Origin of the sequence: Blautia massiliensis (ex Durand et al. 2017), assembly GCF_001487165.1 — a bacterium.
Lineage (GTDB): Bacteria > Bacillota > Clostridia > Lachnospirales > Lachnospiraceae > Blautia_A > Blautia_A fusiformis.
Map to the genome: position 1 here is coordinate 405,001 of NZ_LN913006.1, position 17,017 is coordinate 422,017.

Below are 17,017 nucleotides of genomic sequence, written 5' to 3' on the forward strand. Positions count from 1 at the left end.
ATGAACAGAGTAATCAAACACATACGTTACGAACGTGAGTGTAAACTTCGTGAGAAGAAAGCACTTACTGTAGTAACACGAGAATCAAGAGACCGCATCACCTACGCTAGGGTGATGAAGCGAAAGGTCAAGCAATAAGGGCACAGGGCGGATGCCTTGGCACTAAGAGCCGATGAAAGACGTGATAAGCTGCGAAAAGCTTCGGGGAGGAGCAAATATCCCGTGATCCGGAGATGTCTGAATGGGGAAACCCGCATGAGCAGACCTCATGCATCCATACGCCAATCCATAACGTATGGAGGGGAACCCGGGGAACTGAAACATCTAAGTACCCGGAGGAAAAGAAAGAAACATCGATTCCGTAAGTAGCGGCGAGCGAACGCGGAGGAGCCTAAACCGGTGTGCGTGCATGCCGGGGTCATGGACTGCATTTAAGATTCAGCGAAGTTAACAGAACGGTTTTGGGAAAGCCGGCCGGAGAGGGTGAAAGCCCCGTACGTGAAAGCAGAGCTGACTGAGCAGGATCCGGAGTACCACGAGACACGAGGAACCTTGTGGGAAGTAAGGGGGACCACCCCCTAAGGCTAAATACTACTTAGTGACCGATAGCGCATAGTACTGTGAAGGAAAGGTGAAAAGGACCCCGGGAGGGGAGTGAAAGAGAACCTGAAACCCTGTGTCTACAAGCTGTGGAAGTACTTTATATGTACGACCGCGTACTTTTTGTAGAACGGTCCGGCGAGTTACGCTTACTGGCAAGGTTAAGCACTTCAGGTGTGGAGCCGTAGGGAAACCAAGTCTTAATAGGGCCAGAGTCAGTAGGAGTAGACCCGAAACCGGGTGATCTATCCATGTCCAGGTTGAAGCTGCCGTAAGAGGTAGTGGAGGACCGAACCCACATCCGTTGAAAAGGGTGGGGATGAGGTGTGGATAGGGGAGAAATTCCAATCGAACCCGGAGATAGCTGGTTCTCCTCGAAATAGCTTTAGGGCTAGCCTCGGTGTGAGTCTTGCGGAGGTAGAGCACTGAATTTCCTAGGGGGCGTCAAAGCCTACCGAAGAATATCAAACTCCGAATGCCGTGTAGATATCACCGGGAGTCAGACCGCACGAGATAAGTTGGGCGGTCAAAAGGGAAAGAGCCCAGACCTACAGTTAAGGTCCCAAAGTGCGCGTTAAGTGGAAAAGGATGTGGGATTTCGAAGACAACCAGGATGTTGGCTCAGAAGCAGCCATACATTCAAAGAGTGCGTAATAGCTCACTGGTCGAGAGGTCCTGCGCCGAAAATGTCCGGGGCTGAAACGCGCCACCGAAACTAAGGAATCTGAAAAGATTGGTAGAGGAGCATTGCATGCGGGAAGAAGCAGTACCGGAAGGAGCTGTGGACTGCATGGAAGAGAGAATGCCGGAATGAGTAGCGAGATAGAGGTGGGAATCCTCTAGGCCGAATATCCAAGGTTTCCAGGGTAAAGCTGATCTGCCCTGGGTGAGTCGGGACCTAAGGTGAGGGCGAGAGCCGTAGCCGATGGACAACAGGTTGATANTGGTTGGCTTGCCAAAGCCATGGCCGGGTAGCCAAGTCCGGAAGGGATAAACGCTGAAGGCATCTAAGCGTGAAGCCCCCCTCAAGATGAGATATCCCATTCTTATGAAGTAAACCCCCTTGAAGACGACGAGGTAGATAGGGCAGAGGTGGAAGTGTGGTAACACATGGAGCTGACTGTTACTAATCGGGTGAGGGCTTGACCAACAAGCCGAGGAAGCGGGCAGGATGTAACAGAAATGGGGCGGAACAAGCTTGTTTGTGGAGAACCATTTATGGTACAGACTGGACATTTGCGAAGCAAATGACATCGAGCAACGGAGTTGCGAGATGACCCCCGCTGGAGTAGCCAAAAGAACAGGCGATGCAGTTTTAGCTGCGAGCCCGTGAAAAAAGGTGAATCGGTACGCAGGTTAAAATTGATTCAAAAAAGATTAACGATCATCAACAGAACATGTATGTAGTTTTGAATATACAATCATGAAAGAGTGGCTTAAACAGCCACTTTTTTATTACCCATAAAAACTGTCCCCTAAAAAAACATAAAAATTGCCCCTTGTAATATACCCAAACAAGCGGTACTATAACATCCAAGTTATTACATTCCTACATTAATACAATCATACATTAAAGTAATAACAAAGGTAATAACGAAACGAGAGGGGAATTATTATGAACACACAGAACAACACAGTAGTTAAACTTGCAGAAACTGCGTTATTAGCAGCTTTATGTTATGTATCCTTCACATTTCTGCAGATCAAGATCCCGGTGCCGGGCGGAGACGCAACATCCATTCATATCGGAAATGCTTTCTGCGTACTTGCAGCACTGCTTCTGGGTGGCGTATATGGCGGACTTGCCGGAGCTATCGGAATGGGAATTGCAGATATCATGGACCCTGTTTATATCACAGGCGCACCGAAAACCTTTATACTGAAATTCTGTATCGGTCTGATCGTAGGTCTTGTGGCACACAAGGTTGCAAAGATCAATGAGAGTACAGATAAAAAATATGTTTTCAAATGGAGTGTGATCGCATCTGTTGCAGGACTTGCATTTAACGTAATTGCAGATCCTATCGTAGGATATTTCTACAAACAGTACATTTTGGGACAGCCACAGGAACTGGCACAGGCACTTGCAAAAATGAGTGCGGCGGCAACCTTTATCAATGCAGTTGTATCTGTAATTCTGGTAGCGATCATCTATAATGCAGTACGTCCGGTACTGATCAAAAGTCATCTGATCACAGTTACCAACAACAAAAATCAGGTTGCGTAAAACGACATACTAAAAAAATAATAGAAAACAAGAAATAACACAAGACAGCGAAATGGAAGTTAAAATTCATTTCGCTGTTTTTTATGCGTGTATAGGATCATTTTTTATATGGTTATCCTCACATAGAAAACAAATTTCGGAATAACCAGGATCTGTTTTGACGTATCCATGGCAGTGATTGCTGCGGTACTTTCCTTCGTATTTGCGGGAAGACTGGATGGTGTAAGAGAAGGTACTGTTATTTCCGCATATTCTCCCGCACCTTCGTAGGTGTGCACCCGAAGTGCTCCTGGAACATCCGTCGAAACAGCTTATAATTGGTGAATCCATGGCGTTCCAGGATCACATGCACGGGGTCTTTCGTATTGATCAGATCTTTGTAGATAAAAGAAAGTCTGTATTCATTCTGATATTCCAGAAATGTACCCCCCATCTTTTTCTTGAAAAAACGGCAGAAATATCCAGTCTGGAGATAAGCAACACCTGCAATCTCATCCAGAGAAATAGGCCGTTTGTAATTCTCAGAAATATAATTCAGCACCAGATTCAGCCGGTCCAGATCTTTTTTCAGCCGGCTTAGATCACTTTGAAAAACTTTGACACTGAAATTGTGACACAGCTGGAACAAAAGTTCAAAGATCAGGATATTGCAGACGAGAGTCGTATGGTGGAGTAAAAAGATACAAAAAAAGCGGAGATTTATCGTTATAAAGACTATTGAAAATAAAAGAAGTTTGTAGTAAGGTAGTAGCTACAACGCTTACGAAAGGGAAGACTGTTTCGGGTGGGCAGTCTTCTTTTTGTGGAGAATTTTGGATGAAGGAAAACGAAAAACAAGGGGGAAGAATTTATGGAGAAGGTAAAAGAGAAATCTTCTTTTTTCCGAAAGTTCGTAGGAGATAAGAGGTTTTATCTGATGGTCCTGTCTATTGCAGTACCGATCATGGTACAGAACGGGATCACAAATTTTGTCAGTCTTCTGGACAATATTATGATCGGTCGTATCGGTACCGAACAGATGTCTGGAGCGGCGATCGTCAATCAGCTGATTTTTGTATATAATCTATGTATTTTCGGCGGGGTGTCCGGAGCGGGAATTTTTACAGCACAGTATTTCGGACAGAAGGATCATGAGGGTGTCCGCCAGACACTTCGTTATAAACTGTGGATGGCAGTGATTCTGACAGCGATCACCATTATACTGTTTCTGACAGCTGGGGGTTCACTGATCAGCATGTATTTAAAAGGTGACGGAACCGCACAGGAGATCAGGGATACTCTTATTTATGGGAAACAGTATTTATGGATCATGCTTCTGGGACTTCCGCCATTTATGATGGTGCAGGTCTATGCAAGTACCTTACGTGAATGTGGTGAGACCGTACTTCCCATGAAGGCCGGGATCGTGGCTGTGCTGATCAATCTGATATTTAATTATCTTCTGATCTATGGTAAATTTGGATTCCCGGAAATGGGAGTAAGAGGTGCGGCTGTTGCCACAGTACTCTCCAGATATGTGGAAGCCTGCATTGTCCTGAGCTGGACACATAAGCATACAGAAAAGAATATTTTTGCACAGGGTCTGTATTCAACATTAAAGGTTCCGGCGAACCTGACAAAGAAGATACTTATTAAGGGAACCCCGCTGCTTCTGAATGAGACTTTATGGGCAGCCGGAGTGGCCATGCTGACACAGTGTTATTCAGTTCGTGGACTGAACGTGGTTGCGGGATTAAATATTTCCAATACCATCAACAATGTATTTAATATCGTATTTATCGCACTTGGAGATTCGGTAGCCATTGTTGTAGGACAGCTTCTGGGGGCAGGTAAGATGAAGGAAGCCAGAGATACGGACAACAAGATGATCGCATTTTCTGTGTTCTGCTGTACCTGCGTGGCAGCTGTGATGTTTGTAATGGCACCACTGTTTCCAAGGCTTTACAATACCAATACTGAGGCACGTACTCTGGCGAAATATTTTATTATGCTCACAGCATTTTTCATGCCGCAGAATGCATTCCTGCATGCAACATATTTTACTTTGCGTTCCGGTGGAAAGACCATCGTTACATTTCTGTTTGACAGTGTGTTTATCTGGGTGGTAAGTGTAACGATCGCATTTACCTTAAGCCGTTTTACAGGTCTGCCTGTACTTGTGATCTACGCAATGGTCCAGGCAGCGGATATGATGAAATGTGTCATTGGATTTATCCTTGTAAAAAAAGGCGTATGGCTTCAGAATATCGTTTCATAGAATTTTTTGAAATCTTCCGGGAGGGGTGCTTCCAGGGAGATTTCTTTTTTGTCATTTTTGTCATGATGCATGGAAGCCCGGGTGTCGGAAGCAGATTCATCAATTGAAAATGGAAGTTGAAATTTAAGCTTCCATGCGTGGAGTGCAGCCCGGGAAAACGGATTCGATATGTCCGATAAACAGTACAGAGAATCACCCAGAAGAGGATGCCCGAGAGATGCCATGTGTACACGGATCTGATGGGTACGGCCGGTTTTCAGACGGAGCATTACAAGAGAAGACGGAGCTGCTGCGTCAGGGCCGGTAGATTTCAGAACAGAATAAAGGGTTTCTGCATGTTTGCTTCCGGGAAGCGTGCCATCTGTGGATACGACCATTTTCAGACGGTTATCCGGGTCAGGTGCAAGGGGAACGGAGATCCTGTGAAAAGCTCCATTTTCATCCACAGGCATGAAACCGGAAACTGCAGCCAGATAGGTTTTCTCTGAAATCCCTTCTTCACGCTGGTTCTGTAATCTGGCGGCAGCAGTCTGGTTCCTGGCAAAGAGCAGGATACCGGAGGTTTCTTTATCCAATCGTCCGATAGACCGGACTTTGGTAGGCTCTCCTTTGGAACGGAAATAGGAAGCCACCTGGTTGGCGAGACTGTCACTGTAGTGAGAACCGGAAGGATGAGTGACAATCCCGGCAGGTTTATTTATGGCGAGGATATCCTGGTCTTCGTATATGATCGCCAACTCAGGAAGAAACTGTGACGTTGCAGCCAGTGAATGATAAATGTGAGAATTGACATCAGAACCTGCAAATTCTGAAGCTGCGGAATCAGAATATGAAATTGCGTCTGCGGAGAACTGGAAATGGTGATTGGACAAATTGACAGTAAAGGATGAAGATTCCAGCTGGGTAGAATCCACATCGTCCGCTTCCAGGCATACTATGATCTGATCCCCGGGATAAGCGGTTTCCGTTACCCGGCACTGCTGTCCGTTTTTCCGGATACCACCGGGACGAAACTTCGCCTGGCTGATCTGCTTTTTTGTAAGACCTGCCTGCGTGCGAAGAAAGCGGGAGACAGGTGCCGGAACAGCTGTTTTCGGGATATAGATAGTAAGATAGCGGTTCATTGTGAGGAATCCTCCGATTCTATTAAATTAATAAATATTTACAGGAATTTGGATGCAGGAGATTTTTACTTATGCTGATAATAAAAAACAGCAACTTGAGTCCGATCCCTCAGCTGCAGTTTATCCAGAATGGAACTGAGATAATTTCGTACCGTTCCCTCACTGAGAAAAAGTTCTGTGGCAATCTCCTTATTGCTGTATCCGTTGGCGATCAGCCGGATGATATCCAGCTCCCGTTCGCTGATGTTTCTGGAAGCATAATCAAATCCGTCGGAGGACTGTAGGAGTTCAGGGATTTTGGATATGATCTCTGTGCCGAACACGGTCTGGCCGGAGTAAACCGCCTGAAGAGCCGGAAGAATGCTGGTATGATCCTGCTTCAGAAGATAACCCTTTGTGCCGAGGCGGAGGGCTTTTACAATATATTCATCATCGGAAAAAGTAGTCAGAAGAAGAATTTTTGCCTCCGGAAATCCGCCCAGGATCTTTCTGGAAGCTTCCAGTCCGTCCATTCCTTTCATACGGATATCCATCAGAAGAATATCCGGAAGATACTCTCTGTACAGAGAGCAGGCTTCTTCACCATCAGAGCCGGTGGCAGTCACTTCGATATCCGGGTTTGCTTCAAGAATGGTTTTTAGTGCTCCTGCAACCAGGCAGTCGTCGTCTACGATTATAATTTTCATGTCAAAATCTCCTGTTTATGAGTTATAAAAAGTAAATTTACAGATCAGAAAAAACAGACGGATCCAATATGCCGGGAAAGTACTTTGATCAAATCAGGAAGGTTTCCGGCAAAGTGAGAAATATCTGTCTGATTCAATTAGAAACAGATTTCGGGATCGTCACAAAGATCCGAAAACCATTCTCCTGCGTAATCTGGACTGTACCGCCCAGCGCCTTTGCACGGTCACGGATATTGGACAGTCCCATACCACCGGAAATATTTTTGGCCTTATTGCTGTCTGATCCAGTTTGAATATCCGGAATTCCATTTTCCGGTGTCCCATTATCCTCAATGCACAATTGATAAAGTGCAGGATGCTCCCGCAGAAGAATATCCACAGAATCCGCATTACTATGCCGCATCACATTGGAAAGCCCTTCCTTTGTAATACTGATCAGACTGTATTTCACCTCTCTTGGAATCTGCCTGGACATATCATAAGTAAGATTCACCGGGCAGAAGGTGAAATCCTTTACAAGTCCTTTTATGGCATCTTCCAGATTTATCGCATCGTCATGAAGATCATGTACACTGGAACGGATGCTGTTCATAGCACCGTTCAGGGATTCTTCCAGATTTCCAAGCAGAGGATCAAGAGAATCATTTTTGTTGATGGTTTTGCAGGCAGCAGTCATAAGGATAGAACGGGATAGTACATGTCCCACATTATCATGGATCTCTCTGGCAATTCTGTTTCGCTCGCGCAATGTAGCAGCATAAATTTCGTAATCCTGTTTTTCCAGAAGTGCCTTGTTTTTTTCAGAAAGAAGAAGCGTATGTTCCTCACTGTCATCCCGGATTTGATGAAAATCCTGGTAAAGAGCCTGATATTTTCCGGCATAGAGCCAGAGAAAAAATGAGAGAACGAAACCAAAAATCCCAAGCAGACAAAGAACTGCCGGAAATCTATTGATCTGAAAAACCAGAAATCCCCAAAGTGGAAGCTCAGCCACTGCCAGAGGAAAAAGCCCGGCAGATAAGGTCTGATACAGAAGCAGCGGGAAAAACAGAAGAAAATCCGAAAACCACAGGGAACATAATCCAAAGATCACATAGCTTCCTGCAAGAACCGGAATGATATTTCCGGCGGGTTTCAATACTGGCAAAGAATTGTGTGAACAGGATTCTGTTTTACATACCCTGCACAGATAAGTAATGCAGCAAAGGATCACCGCAAAAAGGAGGGCAAACACAAGAGCCTGATCTGCAGGCACATAAAAAAATGTTAAAGTACTGTATAAAAGCAATAGTATGGAATCTGTAAAATAACGCATAAAAAATATACCCTCCTTTCTACTACAGCATTTTCCGAAAGTCAGGCAGATAACCGGCTAAAATTATCATATCCTGTTCCGGGAGAACCCCTTTTGCTGCACAAATTTCTGAAATCAATGTGCCTTTATTATAATATACCGGTTCCTTCCCTGCAAAGAAAAATCTATCTTTCTGAAAAAGACATGACATTTGTCATTCGCAGGTGGTGACATTCAACACTTGGAGCAGACAGAAGAAAAGGATATAATGGCATCATAGAAGAAATATGAATTTCTGCGAAAAAGGCATAAAAGTCCTGCTTAACGGACTGTAAAAAAGGAGGAAAACATATGCCACAGAGTATGGTCCACATAGAAAATCTGGTAAAACGATATGGTGATCTTACCGCACTGAATCATCTGGAACTGGATATCCGGGAGGGTGAGATCTTCGGATTACTTGGTCCCAACGGCTCGGGAAAGACAACGGCCATCAGCTGCCTTTTGTCACTTCTGAAATATGACAGAGGTGAAATAAAGATATTCGGAGAAGAGATGAAGCCGGACAGCTATAAGCTCAAGGAACAGATTGGGATCGTGCTTCAGAATGTAGCCGTTTTTGATGAGCTGACAGTGCAGGAAAATATCGATTATTTCTGCGGCCTTTACATACGGGACAGGAAACGGAGAAAAGAGCTGGTGGAGGATGCCATTGAATTTACAGGTCTTGAAGATTTCCGCAAAATGTACCCGAAGAAGCTTTCCGGAGGCCTTTTACGAAGATTGAACATTGCCTGCGGGATCGCCCACAAGCCGAGACTGATCATTATGGATGAGCCGACGGTAGCTGTAGACCCACAGAGCAGAAACAAGATCCTGGAAGGGATCCAGACGCTGAACCACCAGGGCTCCACCATTATCTACACATCCCATTACATGGAAGAGGTGGAGCAGATCTGTACCAGGATCGCCATCATGGATCACGGAAGAGTCATCGCTCAGGGAACAAAGGAAGAATTGAAGCAGATGATCAAAACAGGAGAGACCATCACCGTAGAAGCCATTGCCCTGGAAGAAAAAAATCTCCGGGATATCCGCACACTGGAGCATGTGTTTGATGTGCAGTATGAAAAACAGGTGCTGGTCGTGCGCTGTACCGATGCGAAGCATAACCTGATCCGTCTTCTTAATTATCTGCAAAGCCAGGATATTTCTTTTGGAAGAGTCTTTTCCGAACTGCCTACATTAAATGATGTCTTTCTGGAGATCACCGGAAAACAGCTGAGAGATTAGGAGGGATGGGAGATGTTGCATTTACTGAAATACAGTTTTCTTTCCAAGATCCGGAATTTTAACATTGTATTCTGGCCGCTGGTCTTTCCGCTTGTGCTTGGAACTTTTTTCTATTTTGCATTCGGAAATATCAATGAAGCAGATTTTCAGACGGTCCCGGTGGCAGTGGTGAAGGAAGCTTCTGCGGATACGTTTTTTATGACCTATCTGGATGAAGTGGAAAAAAGCAGTCCGGATCTTTTAAAAGCAGAAGAAATGTCGGAAAAGGAAGCGCTGGAAGCACTGCAGGATAAAAAAGTAGAAGGGATTTATTATGTGGGAAAAGAGCCTTCCCTTACAGTAGCAGGAATCGGAATAGAAGAAAGTATCCTTCAGACAGTTCTCGACAGCTGCGAAAACACCAGAACGACCATCACCAATATCATGAAAAAAAATCCGCAGATGGATATGGAAACCATGAAATCCTTGTTAAGTTCCGACAGCCTGGTAAGGGAAGTCTCTCTTGGTGGCCGGACCATTGACGGAAATGTGCAGTTCTTTTACGCACTGATCGCCATGGCCTGCCTGTATGGATGCTTTATCGGATTTGGCTCTGCGATCGGGATCCAGGCCAATATCACACCTCTGGCAGCCAGACGGTGTGTAACGCCGACCCACAAGCTGAAGCTGATCCTTACAGACCAGCTGACATCTTTTGCTCTGGGCTATGTGGACGTGATCATTCTGATCCTGTATCTCCGGTATATTCTCAATCTGGATTTTCAGGGACAGATGGGAAAAATGCTGGTGGTATCTTTTTTCGGAAGTCTCATCGGTGTATCTATGGGAATGTTTATAGGCAGCTTCGGAAAAATGCAGGAAGGCGTCAGAATCGGGCTCATGCTTGGAATCTCTATGGTAAGCAGCTTTCTTGCCGGACTGATGAACGGAAATATGAAGGATATCGTGGAAAAAAGTGTTCCGTTTGTGAACCGGATCAATCCTGCATCACTGATCTCAGATGCGTTTTACTGTATCAATGTATATGATGATATGACCAGATACTATAGAAATCTGATCACACTGGCGGTAATGTGCGTGGTGCTGGTGATGGCATCCTTTTTCATGGTCAGGAGGGAACGTTATGACAGTATTTAAAGGCTATATGAGGATCATGAAAAAAAATACAGGTCTGATCCTCCTGTATCTGGGCATTTTTTTCGGAGTGACAATGGCACTTCAGGCAGCGGCCGGTAAGGAAACTTATACCAGCTATGAAAGCGAAAAAATAAAGATCGGAGTGGTGGATAAAGACAACGGACCACTTGCAGAAGGACTGGTAAAATGGCTTGAAGGTACGCATCACGTGACCATGCTGGAGGATAACAGGGAGAAGCTTCAGGAAGAGCTTTTTTACAGAAATGTAGAATACATCGTGGTGATTCCTGAGGATTTTTATGAGAACTGTATGGTAAACGGCGAAAGTATTTCTGTGACCAAGGTGCCCGGATCTTATTCGGTATATTATGTGGATCAGCAGCTTGAGAGCTGCCTGAATACAATGCGGACATATCTGAAAGCCGGTTTTTCCCAGAAGGAAGCGGCAACAGCGATCCTGGATAAAAAAAGAGGAGAAGTCACCATGCTGGATACAGATGAAAACAGTGGTACGTCCGGATGGCTCTATTATTTCCGATATATTCCATATCTGTTTCTTGCATTACTTTGCTATGTGATGGGATATGTTCTGATGGCTTTCAAAAAAGACGATATACCAAAGAGAATGCAGGCATCTGTGATCTCTGCAAGACGACAGAGTCTGGAAGGGCTTCTGGCCATGTTTATCATGGGCGGGGGCTTATGGGGAATCGGTATGGCTGGAGCCATCCTTATGTATGGAAAAATATTTCTCGGTTCAGAAAATTTCGGATACTATGTACTGAACACTCTGGTAATGATGGCAGTGGCACTTTCACTTTCCTATCTGATCGTTCTTTTTGTAAAAAACAGTAACATGTTAAGCGGGATCGCAAATATCCTGTCTCTTGGAATGTGCTTTCTGTGTGGTGTGTTTGTTCCCATGAATATTATGGACAGAAACGTCCTGAAGGTGTCTCAGTTTCTTCCTGTGTACTGGTATGAAAACGTAAATGAGACTCTTGGAAGTTATAGCCACCTAACAGGTGAGGCAGCTGTATCGGTGTGGAAAGGCATTGGACTGGAAGCTATGTTTGCGGTAGTTTTTGTCTGCATGATCCTGGCAGTGACCAGGTATCAGCGGCAGAAATAACAGAAAATAATAGCAGATGGCTGTTAATTATGGTAGGATATAGCTGATAAAGATGATTTGCGGAGAAAAACATGAAAAAAATACAAGTTTTACTAAAACCACAATGTAATGCAGAAATTCAAAATCAGTTTGCAACAAAATTCGGAGATCAGTGCGAATTTACATTTCAGGGCAAAGAAACTGAGGATGCGATCGCAGCAGCAGAAGTAGTGATCGGAGAGCCAGAGGAAGAAGAAATCCTGAAAGCAGAAAATCTTCGATGGATCCAGCTGACCTGGGCCGGTGCGGACAAATATACAAAAATGAAAGCATTCCCGACAGGAGTTACATTAACCAATGCTTCCGGCGCTTTTGGAAAGATCATATCAGAATATGTGATCGGGAATATCCTTGCGCTGTACCGTGAACTTCCGAACTACTGGAAGAACAAACAGAAACACCTCTGGGTACAGAATCGATCATCAGAAACCATATATGGAAAAAACATTCTCATCCTGGGAACCGGGGATATAGGAAGAAATATTGCCCATAGAATGAAAGCGTTTGAAACGCATGTGACTGGAATAAAAAGAACTGCAGTCCCGGAGCATTTGCAGCAGATGAAAGAGTTTGATGAGGTATATGATCTGACAGCGCTGGATCAGCAGCTTCAGAAAGCGGACATTGTGATCGGCTGTCTCCCGGGAACACCGGAAACAAAAGGCATTTTGAATTACGAACGGCTGTATTCCATGAAAAAAGATGCAATTCTGGTTAATGTAGGAAGAGGAAGCCTCATTCCAACAGAAGACCTGATCAGAGTACTGGAGGAAGGCCACTTAAAAGGAACGGTCCTGGATGTATTTGAAACAGAACCATTGCCGGAGACATCACCTCTTTGGAATATGGAAAACGTCCTTATCACTCCACACATTGCAGGCCCGAGTTTCGGTGGAAACGCTGAAGTTCAGGATATGATCTGGAACATCTGCATGGAAAATCTGGAACGATATCTGAATGGAAAAAAATTAAAAAATATTGTCCGGTTAAAGGATGGGTATTAAATAAAAAAGATAGTTACAAGCTCCTTCTGATAAACTGTGAAGCAGTTATTCGGTTATGAGCAAGTAGCGAAGCGGATGCTTTTATCCGCTTGACTAAAAATACATTTATGGATATTTAAGAAAGAGACAGAGTGCATAATGATAACACGTCAGAAACTGATTGATCAGATAGAAAAATACAAGCCATATAATGAGCAGGAAGAAAAAGATAAAATCCTGATCCTGGACTGGATCAGAAATAATGAGAATGCTTTTTCCAGGGAAAATGCAGTAGCCCATATGACAGCTTCTGCCTGGGTAGTAAACAGAGAACGGACGAAAGTCCTTATGGTATATCACAACATATACAATTCCTGGTCCTGGCTTGGAGGACATGCAGATGGAGAGACGGATTTACTATCCGTTGCTGTCAGAGAAGTAAAAGAAGAGGCAGGGATTTCCAATGTTCGTCCGGTGTCAGAAGAGATTTTTTCCCTGGAATCCCTGACTGTAGACGGCCATGTGAAAAAAGGAAAATATGTATCCAGCCATCTGCACTTTAACCTAACATATCTCCTTGAGGCAGATTCAGAAGAGGCTGTTTCCATAAAAGCAGATGAAAACAGCGGTGTAGCCTGGTTTTCACCGGAAGAAGCATTGATGAGATCAACAGAACCGTGGTTTGTGGAACATGTTTATATTAAGCTTTTGAAGAAAATGAATCTATGTTATAATGGGATAAAGACAAAAGAGGTTTGACATTGACTGAGCAAATACGAAAATCTGACTGTAATGTAAGACAATACAGTTTTGCAGGGATCGACGGGAAGCAAGGTTAAAATAAAAGAATAAAGGACTGGATTGTATGAAAATGCAGTCTTTTTTTTATTCATAAGGAATAGGTAAACTGTTAGCTGAGAAAGGGGGAAACAAACATGAAAAATTATTCAGAGGATGCGGACAGACAGTATCACATTCAGGTAGCAAAAGGAGAAGTGGGACGTTACGTTATTTTACCGGGAGATCCGAAACGCTGCAAAAAGATCGCACAGTATTTTGATGATCCGGTTTTGGTAGCAGATAACCGGGAATACGTAACATACACCGGAACACTGGACGGAGTGAAGGTAAGTGTGACATCTACCGGAATTGGCGGACCGTCCGCTTCTATCGCAATGGAAGAGCTTTATCGGTGCGGGGCTGACACATTTGTACGCATCGGAACTTGCGGTGGAATGCAGCCGGAGGTAAAAAGTGGTGATATTGTTGTTGCAACGGGCGCGATCCGCATGGAGGGCACCAGCAAAGAGTATGCACCTATTGAATTCCCGGCAGTGGCAAATCTGGAAGTGATCAATGCACTTGTGGAAGGAGCAAAGAAAGAAGGATGTGAATTCCACACAGGTGTGGTACAATGTAAGGATTCCTTTTATGGCCAGCATGAGCCGGAAACCAAGCCGGTCAGCTATGAACTGATGAATAAATGGGAAGCGTGGAAACGTCTCGGCTGTCTTGCGTCGGAGATGGAATCCGCTGCTCTTTTTATAGTGGCAAGCCATTTAAAAGTACGTGTGGGCTCCTGCTTCCTGGTGCTTGCAAATCAGGAAAGAGAAAAGCTGGGTTTGGATAATCCTGTGGTACATGATACCGATAAGGCAATCCAGGTTGCAGTACAGGCGATCCGTGAACTGATTCGTGCAGATCAGGCACAGAAAAAAGAAGAATAACGTATACATGCCTGATTCAGGAAAGGTGGGAAAATTATGGAAGAAAAACAGATCAAAGAAATGATCGATCTGGCGATCAGACAGATGGACTATTCCTATGCGCCATACTCACATTTTCATGTAGGGGCGGTACTTCTTGCAAAAAACGGTACCTATTATACCGGGTGTAACATAGAAAATGCTGCCTATACTCCAACAAACTGTGCGGAAAGAACTGCTTTTTTCAAAGCGGTCAGTGAAGGCATGAGAGACTTTCAGGCAATCTGTATCGTTGGCGGCAAGGATGGTGTTCCTACAGAGTATGCAGCACCCTGTGGAGTATGCAGACAGGTTATGATGGAGTTCTGTGATCCGGAAACCTTTCAGATCATACTGGCAGTCAGCAGAGAAAAATATGATATCTTTACGTTAAAGGAACTGTTGCCATTTGGATTTGGACCGGATAATCTGAAGAAACTGAAGTGATAAGCGCATGTGGATACGTGCAGAGATTTTCACGATATGAATGCAGTGAGAAGTAAAATATTGAAAAGTGATCGCCCGGATGTTGATATGACAGGCCGGGCGATCACTTTTTCTGCCATACAATAAAAAACGCTGAAAATCCTTAATTAAGGTTTTTCAGCGATTCTAATAGCAGGGGATGAGAGAATCGAACTCCCACCAAAGGTTTTGGAGACCCCTATCATACCATTTGACCAATCCCCTATATTAAATTGTGTTTTCATCACTGTTGCAATTATACATATAAAATATACAATTGTCAAGAGATGAGAGTGCTTTTTGTATAATAAAATATAAATAAAATTCTTCCTGTCATAAATCGGCAGAAAAGCGGAGATGGAGGGATTTGAACCCTCGCGCCGGTTGCCCGACCTACCGCATTTCGAGTGCGGACCCTTCAGCCACTTGGGTACATCTCCGGATGCAAACCTTTATTATTATATAAGGTATCCGGAGAAAGGTCAATCTTTTTTAAAACTTTTCTTTTTTGTATTATTGACGAATCTTCCAGACTATAATATGATAATGAGATAAAGTGTACAGACAGAAGTGGATGTGCAGAAATGGAGGGAATTATGAGCGATAAGAAATCAGCGATTCTCAGAGCGGCGAAGGGTCTTACTGAGAATTATGCTTCAGAAGAACTTTTTATGCCGAAGAGCGGCAGACGTCTGCCGAACCGTTCGGTGATCATTGATATAGTAAGAGATCTGAAATCTATTGTATTTCCGGGATATTTCAGTACGGATACCAGTGCTACCGTATTTCCGGAGTATTATGTGGGACACAGACTGAATGATCTTTATGACAGATTGAAGAATCAGATCGAGATCGCACTTCTTTATCACGGAGAGGAACCGGAAGAAGCAGCAGCTCATGCAGACAGAACTGCATGTGGATTTTTTGAGCAGCTTCCTGAGATCCAGAGACTGCTTCTGACAGATGTACAGGCTGGTTTTGATGGTGACCCCGCAGCCAAGAGCAAGGAAGAGATCATTTTTTCATATCCGGGATTATTTGCTATCTACGTGTATCGTCTGGCACATGTTCTTTATAAAGAAGAGATCCCATTTATCCCGCGCGTGATGTCGGAATATGCTCATGGCCGTACAGGAATCGATATCAACCCGGGAGCGACCATCGGAGAGTATTTCTTTATCGATCATGGTACCGGTGTGGTTGTAGGTGAGACTACAGAAATCGGAAATAATGTAAAACTGTATCAGGGAGTGACACTGGGAGCGCTTTCCACAAGAAAGGGACAGCAGCTTGCCAATGTAAAACGTCATCCGACGATCCGTGATAATGTAACGATCTATTCTAATTCCACAGTGCTCGGTGGTGAGACGGTTGTAGGAGAGAATACGATTATAGGTGGTAATACCTTTATCACAGAATCCATTCCTGCAAATACCAAGGTCAGTGCAAAAAGTCCGGAGCTTGTGATCAAGAAACCGAAGGCCCAGGTTTCTGCCACAAATGTATGGGAGTATTGATAAAAAATCCAATAAATAAAAAAAATAAAAAATTTCAAAAAACCTGTTGACAAATAAAACAGCATGCTATATACTAATCATCGTTGCAGCGGTCAAGCGATCGGTAATCACCGAAGCGACGATGCGCGGGTGTAGTTCAATGGTAGAACACCAGCCTTCCAAGCTGGATACGTGGGTTCGATTCCCATCACCCGCTTATGCGATAGTGGCGTAGTTGGTAACGCGCGACCTTGCCAAGGTCGAGACCGCGGGTTCGAGCCCCGTCTATCGCTCTCATCGAAGGATGAAGATTTATAATTTCATAACTGCGGGTGTAGTTCAATGGTAGAACACCAGCCTTCCAAGCTGGATACGTGGGTTCGATTCCCATCACCCGCTTATGCGATAGTGGCGTAGTTGGTAACGCGCGACCTTGCCAAGGTCGAGACCGCGGGTTCGAGCCCCGTCTATCGCTCTTTGGAACTCTGAGGATGATCAGAGTTCTTTTTTGTTGCGAAAAAATCCTCTGCTTTATTTTT

Annotated in this window: 14 protein-coding genes, 6 tRNA genes and 1 other annotated feature; of the genes, 14 read left to right on the top strand and 6 right to left on the bottom strand. The window is 44.3% G+C overall.

The window, feature by feature from the left end:
* The first annotated feature begins 125 nt into the window (after window positions 1-125).
* Window positions 126-1,750, top strand: a sequence feature (23S ribosomal RNA rRNA prediction is too short).
* Window positions 1,751-2,215: 465 nt separating this feature from the next.
* Window positions 2,216-2,827 carry an ECF transporter S component gene (locus BN3261_RS02890; protein WP_059085414.1) on the top strand — a complete coding sequence of 204 codons (612 nt, stop codon included), beginning with the start codon at window positions 2,216-2,218 and terminating at the stop codon, window positions 2,825-2,827.
* Window positions 2,828-3,065: 238 nt separating this feature from the next.
* Here BN3261_RS02890 and BN3261_RS02895 read toward each other — a convergent pair whose 3' ends face one another.
* Window positions 3,066-3,368: a helix-turn-helix transcriptional regulator gene (locus BN3261_RS02895; RefSeq protein ID WP_242872603.1), complete on the bottom strand. Its 303-nt coding sequence runs from the start codon at window positions 3,366-3,368 to the stop codon at window positions 3,066-3,068.
* A gap of 309 nt (window positions 3,369-3,677) precedes the next feature.
* Here BN3261_RS02895 and BN3261_RS02900 point away from each other — a divergent pair, with 309 nt between their 5' ends.
* Window positions 3,678-5,084 carry an MATE family efflux transporter gene (locus BN3261_RS02900; RefSeq protein WP_044961660.1) on the top strand — a complete coding sequence of 469 codons (1,407 nt, stop codon included), beginning with the start codon at window positions 3,678-3,680 and terminating at the stop codon, window positions 5,082-5,084.
* Here the strand turns inward: BN3261_RS02900 and BN3261_RS02905 are convergent.
* From BN3261_RS02905 to BN3261_RS02915, 3 genes are all read right to left on the bottom strand, one after another.
* Complete coding sequence (locus BN3261_RS02905; protein ID WP_059085415.1) at window positions 5,066-6,208, bottom strand: RluA family pseudouridine synthase; 1,143 nt, start codon at window positions 6,206-6,208, stop codon at window positions 5,066-5,068. The genes BN3261_RS02900 and BN3261_RS02905 overlap by 19 nt on opposite strands.
* Before the next feature lie 65 nt (window positions 6,209-6,273).
* Complete coding sequence (locus tag BN3261_RS02910) at window positions 6,274-6,894, bottom strand: response regulator (RefSeq protein WP_059085416.1); 621 nt, start codon at window positions 6,892-6,894, stop codon at window positions 6,274-6,276.
* A gap of 133 nt (window positions 6,895-7,027) precedes the next feature.
* Window positions 7,028-8,209 (bottom strand): sensor histidine kinase, encoded by a 1,182-nt coding sequence (locus BN3261_RS02915; RefSeq protein ID WP_059085417.1) that lies wholly within the window; start codon window positions 8,207-8,209, stop codon window positions 7,028-7,030.
* Window positions 8,210-8,551: 342 nt separating this feature from the next.
* On the opposite strand from BN3261_RS02915, the gene BN3261_RS02920 reads away from it, so the two are divergent.
* The 7 genes from BN3261_RS02920 (at window position 8,552) to BN3261_RS02950 (ending at window position 14,964) form a co-directional block, all read left to right on the top strand.
* Window positions 8,552-9,481, top strand: coding sequence for an ABC transporter ATP-binding protein (locus BN3261_RS02920; RefSeq protein WP_059086850.1), 930 nt, complete (start codon window positions 8,552-8,554; stop codon window positions 9,479-9,481).
* Window positions 9,482-9,493: 12 nt separating this feature from the next.
* Window positions 9,494-10,618, top strand: coding sequence for an ABC transporter permease (locus BN3261_RS02925; protein WP_059085418.1), 1,125 nt, complete (start codon window positions 9,494-9,496; stop codon window positions 10,616-10,618).
* Entirely contained in the window at window positions 10,605-11,750 is a 1,146-nt protein-coding gene (locus tag BN3261_RS02930) for an ABC transporter permease (protein ID WP_059085419.1), read from the top strand. The genes BN3261_RS02925 and BN3261_RS02930 overlap by 14 nt, the downstream gene beginning before the upstream one ends.
* A gap of 71 nt (window positions 11,751-11,821) precedes the next feature.
* The gene (locus BN3261_RS02935; protein WP_110925740.1) at window positions 11,822-12,793 is read left to right on the top strand and encodes a D-2-hydroxyacid dehydrogenase; all 972 of its coding nucleotides are present in this window, start codon (window positions 11,822-11,824) and stop codon (window positions 12,791-12,793) included.
* Window positions 12,794-12,931: 138 nt separating this feature from the next.
* Window positions 12,932-13,531, top strand: coding sequence for an NUDIX hydrolase (locus tag BN3261_RS02940; protein ID WP_015524319.1), 600 nt, complete (start codon window positions 12,932-12,934; stop codon window positions 13,529-13,531).
* A gap of 176 nt (window positions 13,532-13,707) precedes the next feature.
* On the top strand, window positions 13,708-14,499 hold the full coding sequence (udp, locus tag BN3261_RS02945; RefSeq protein WP_059085420.1) for a uridine phosphorylase: 792 nt from the start codon (window positions 13,708-13,710) through the stop codon (window positions 14,497-14,499).
* Between the two features lie 36 nt (window positions 14,500-14,535).
* The gene (locus BN3261_RS02950) at window positions 14,536-14,964 is read left to right on the top strand and encodes a cytidine deaminase (protein WP_015524321.1); all 429 of its coding nucleotides are present in this window, start codon (window positions 14,536-14,538) and stop codon (window positions 14,962-14,964) included.
* A gap of 172 nt (window positions 14,965-15,136) precedes the next feature.
* Here BN3261_RS02950 and BN3261_RS02955 read toward each other — a convergent pair.
* A tRNA-Trp gene (locus BN3261_RS02955) sits at window positions 15,137-15,207 on the bottom strand.
* 127 nt (window positions 15,208-15,334) lie between these two features.
* Window positions 15,335-15,422: transfer RNA gene (locus BN3261_RS02960), tRNA-Ser, on the bottom strand.
* Window positions 15,423-15,578: 156 nt separating this feature from the next.
* Between BN3261_RS02960 and epsC the strand changes: the two genes are divergently transcribed.
* From epsC to BN3261_RS02985, 5 genes are all read left to right on the top strand, one after another.
* Window positions 15,579-16,499, top strand: a complete 921-nt coding sequence (epsC, locus tag BN3261_RS02965; protein ID WP_022426729.1) for a serine O-acetyltransferase EpsC — start codon at window positions 15,579-15,581, stop codon at window positions 16,497-16,499.
* Window positions 16,500-16,624: 125 nt separating this feature from the next.
* Window positions 16,625-16,695: transfer RNA gene (locus BN3261_RS02970), tRNA-Gly, on the top strand.
* Window positions 16,696-16,698: 3 nt separating this feature from the next.
* Window positions 16,699-16,771: transfer RNA gene (locus tag BN3261_RS02975), tRNA-Gly, on the top strand.
* Window positions 16,772-16,806: 35 nt separating this feature from the next.
* Window positions 16,807-16,877 (top strand) — tRNA-Gly (locus BN3261_RS02980).
* 3 nt (window positions 16,878-16,880) lie between these two features.
* Window positions 16,881-16,953: transfer RNA gene (locus tag BN3261_RS02985), tRNA-Gly, on the top strand.
* Window positions 16,954-17,017: the final 64 nt, after the last annotated feature.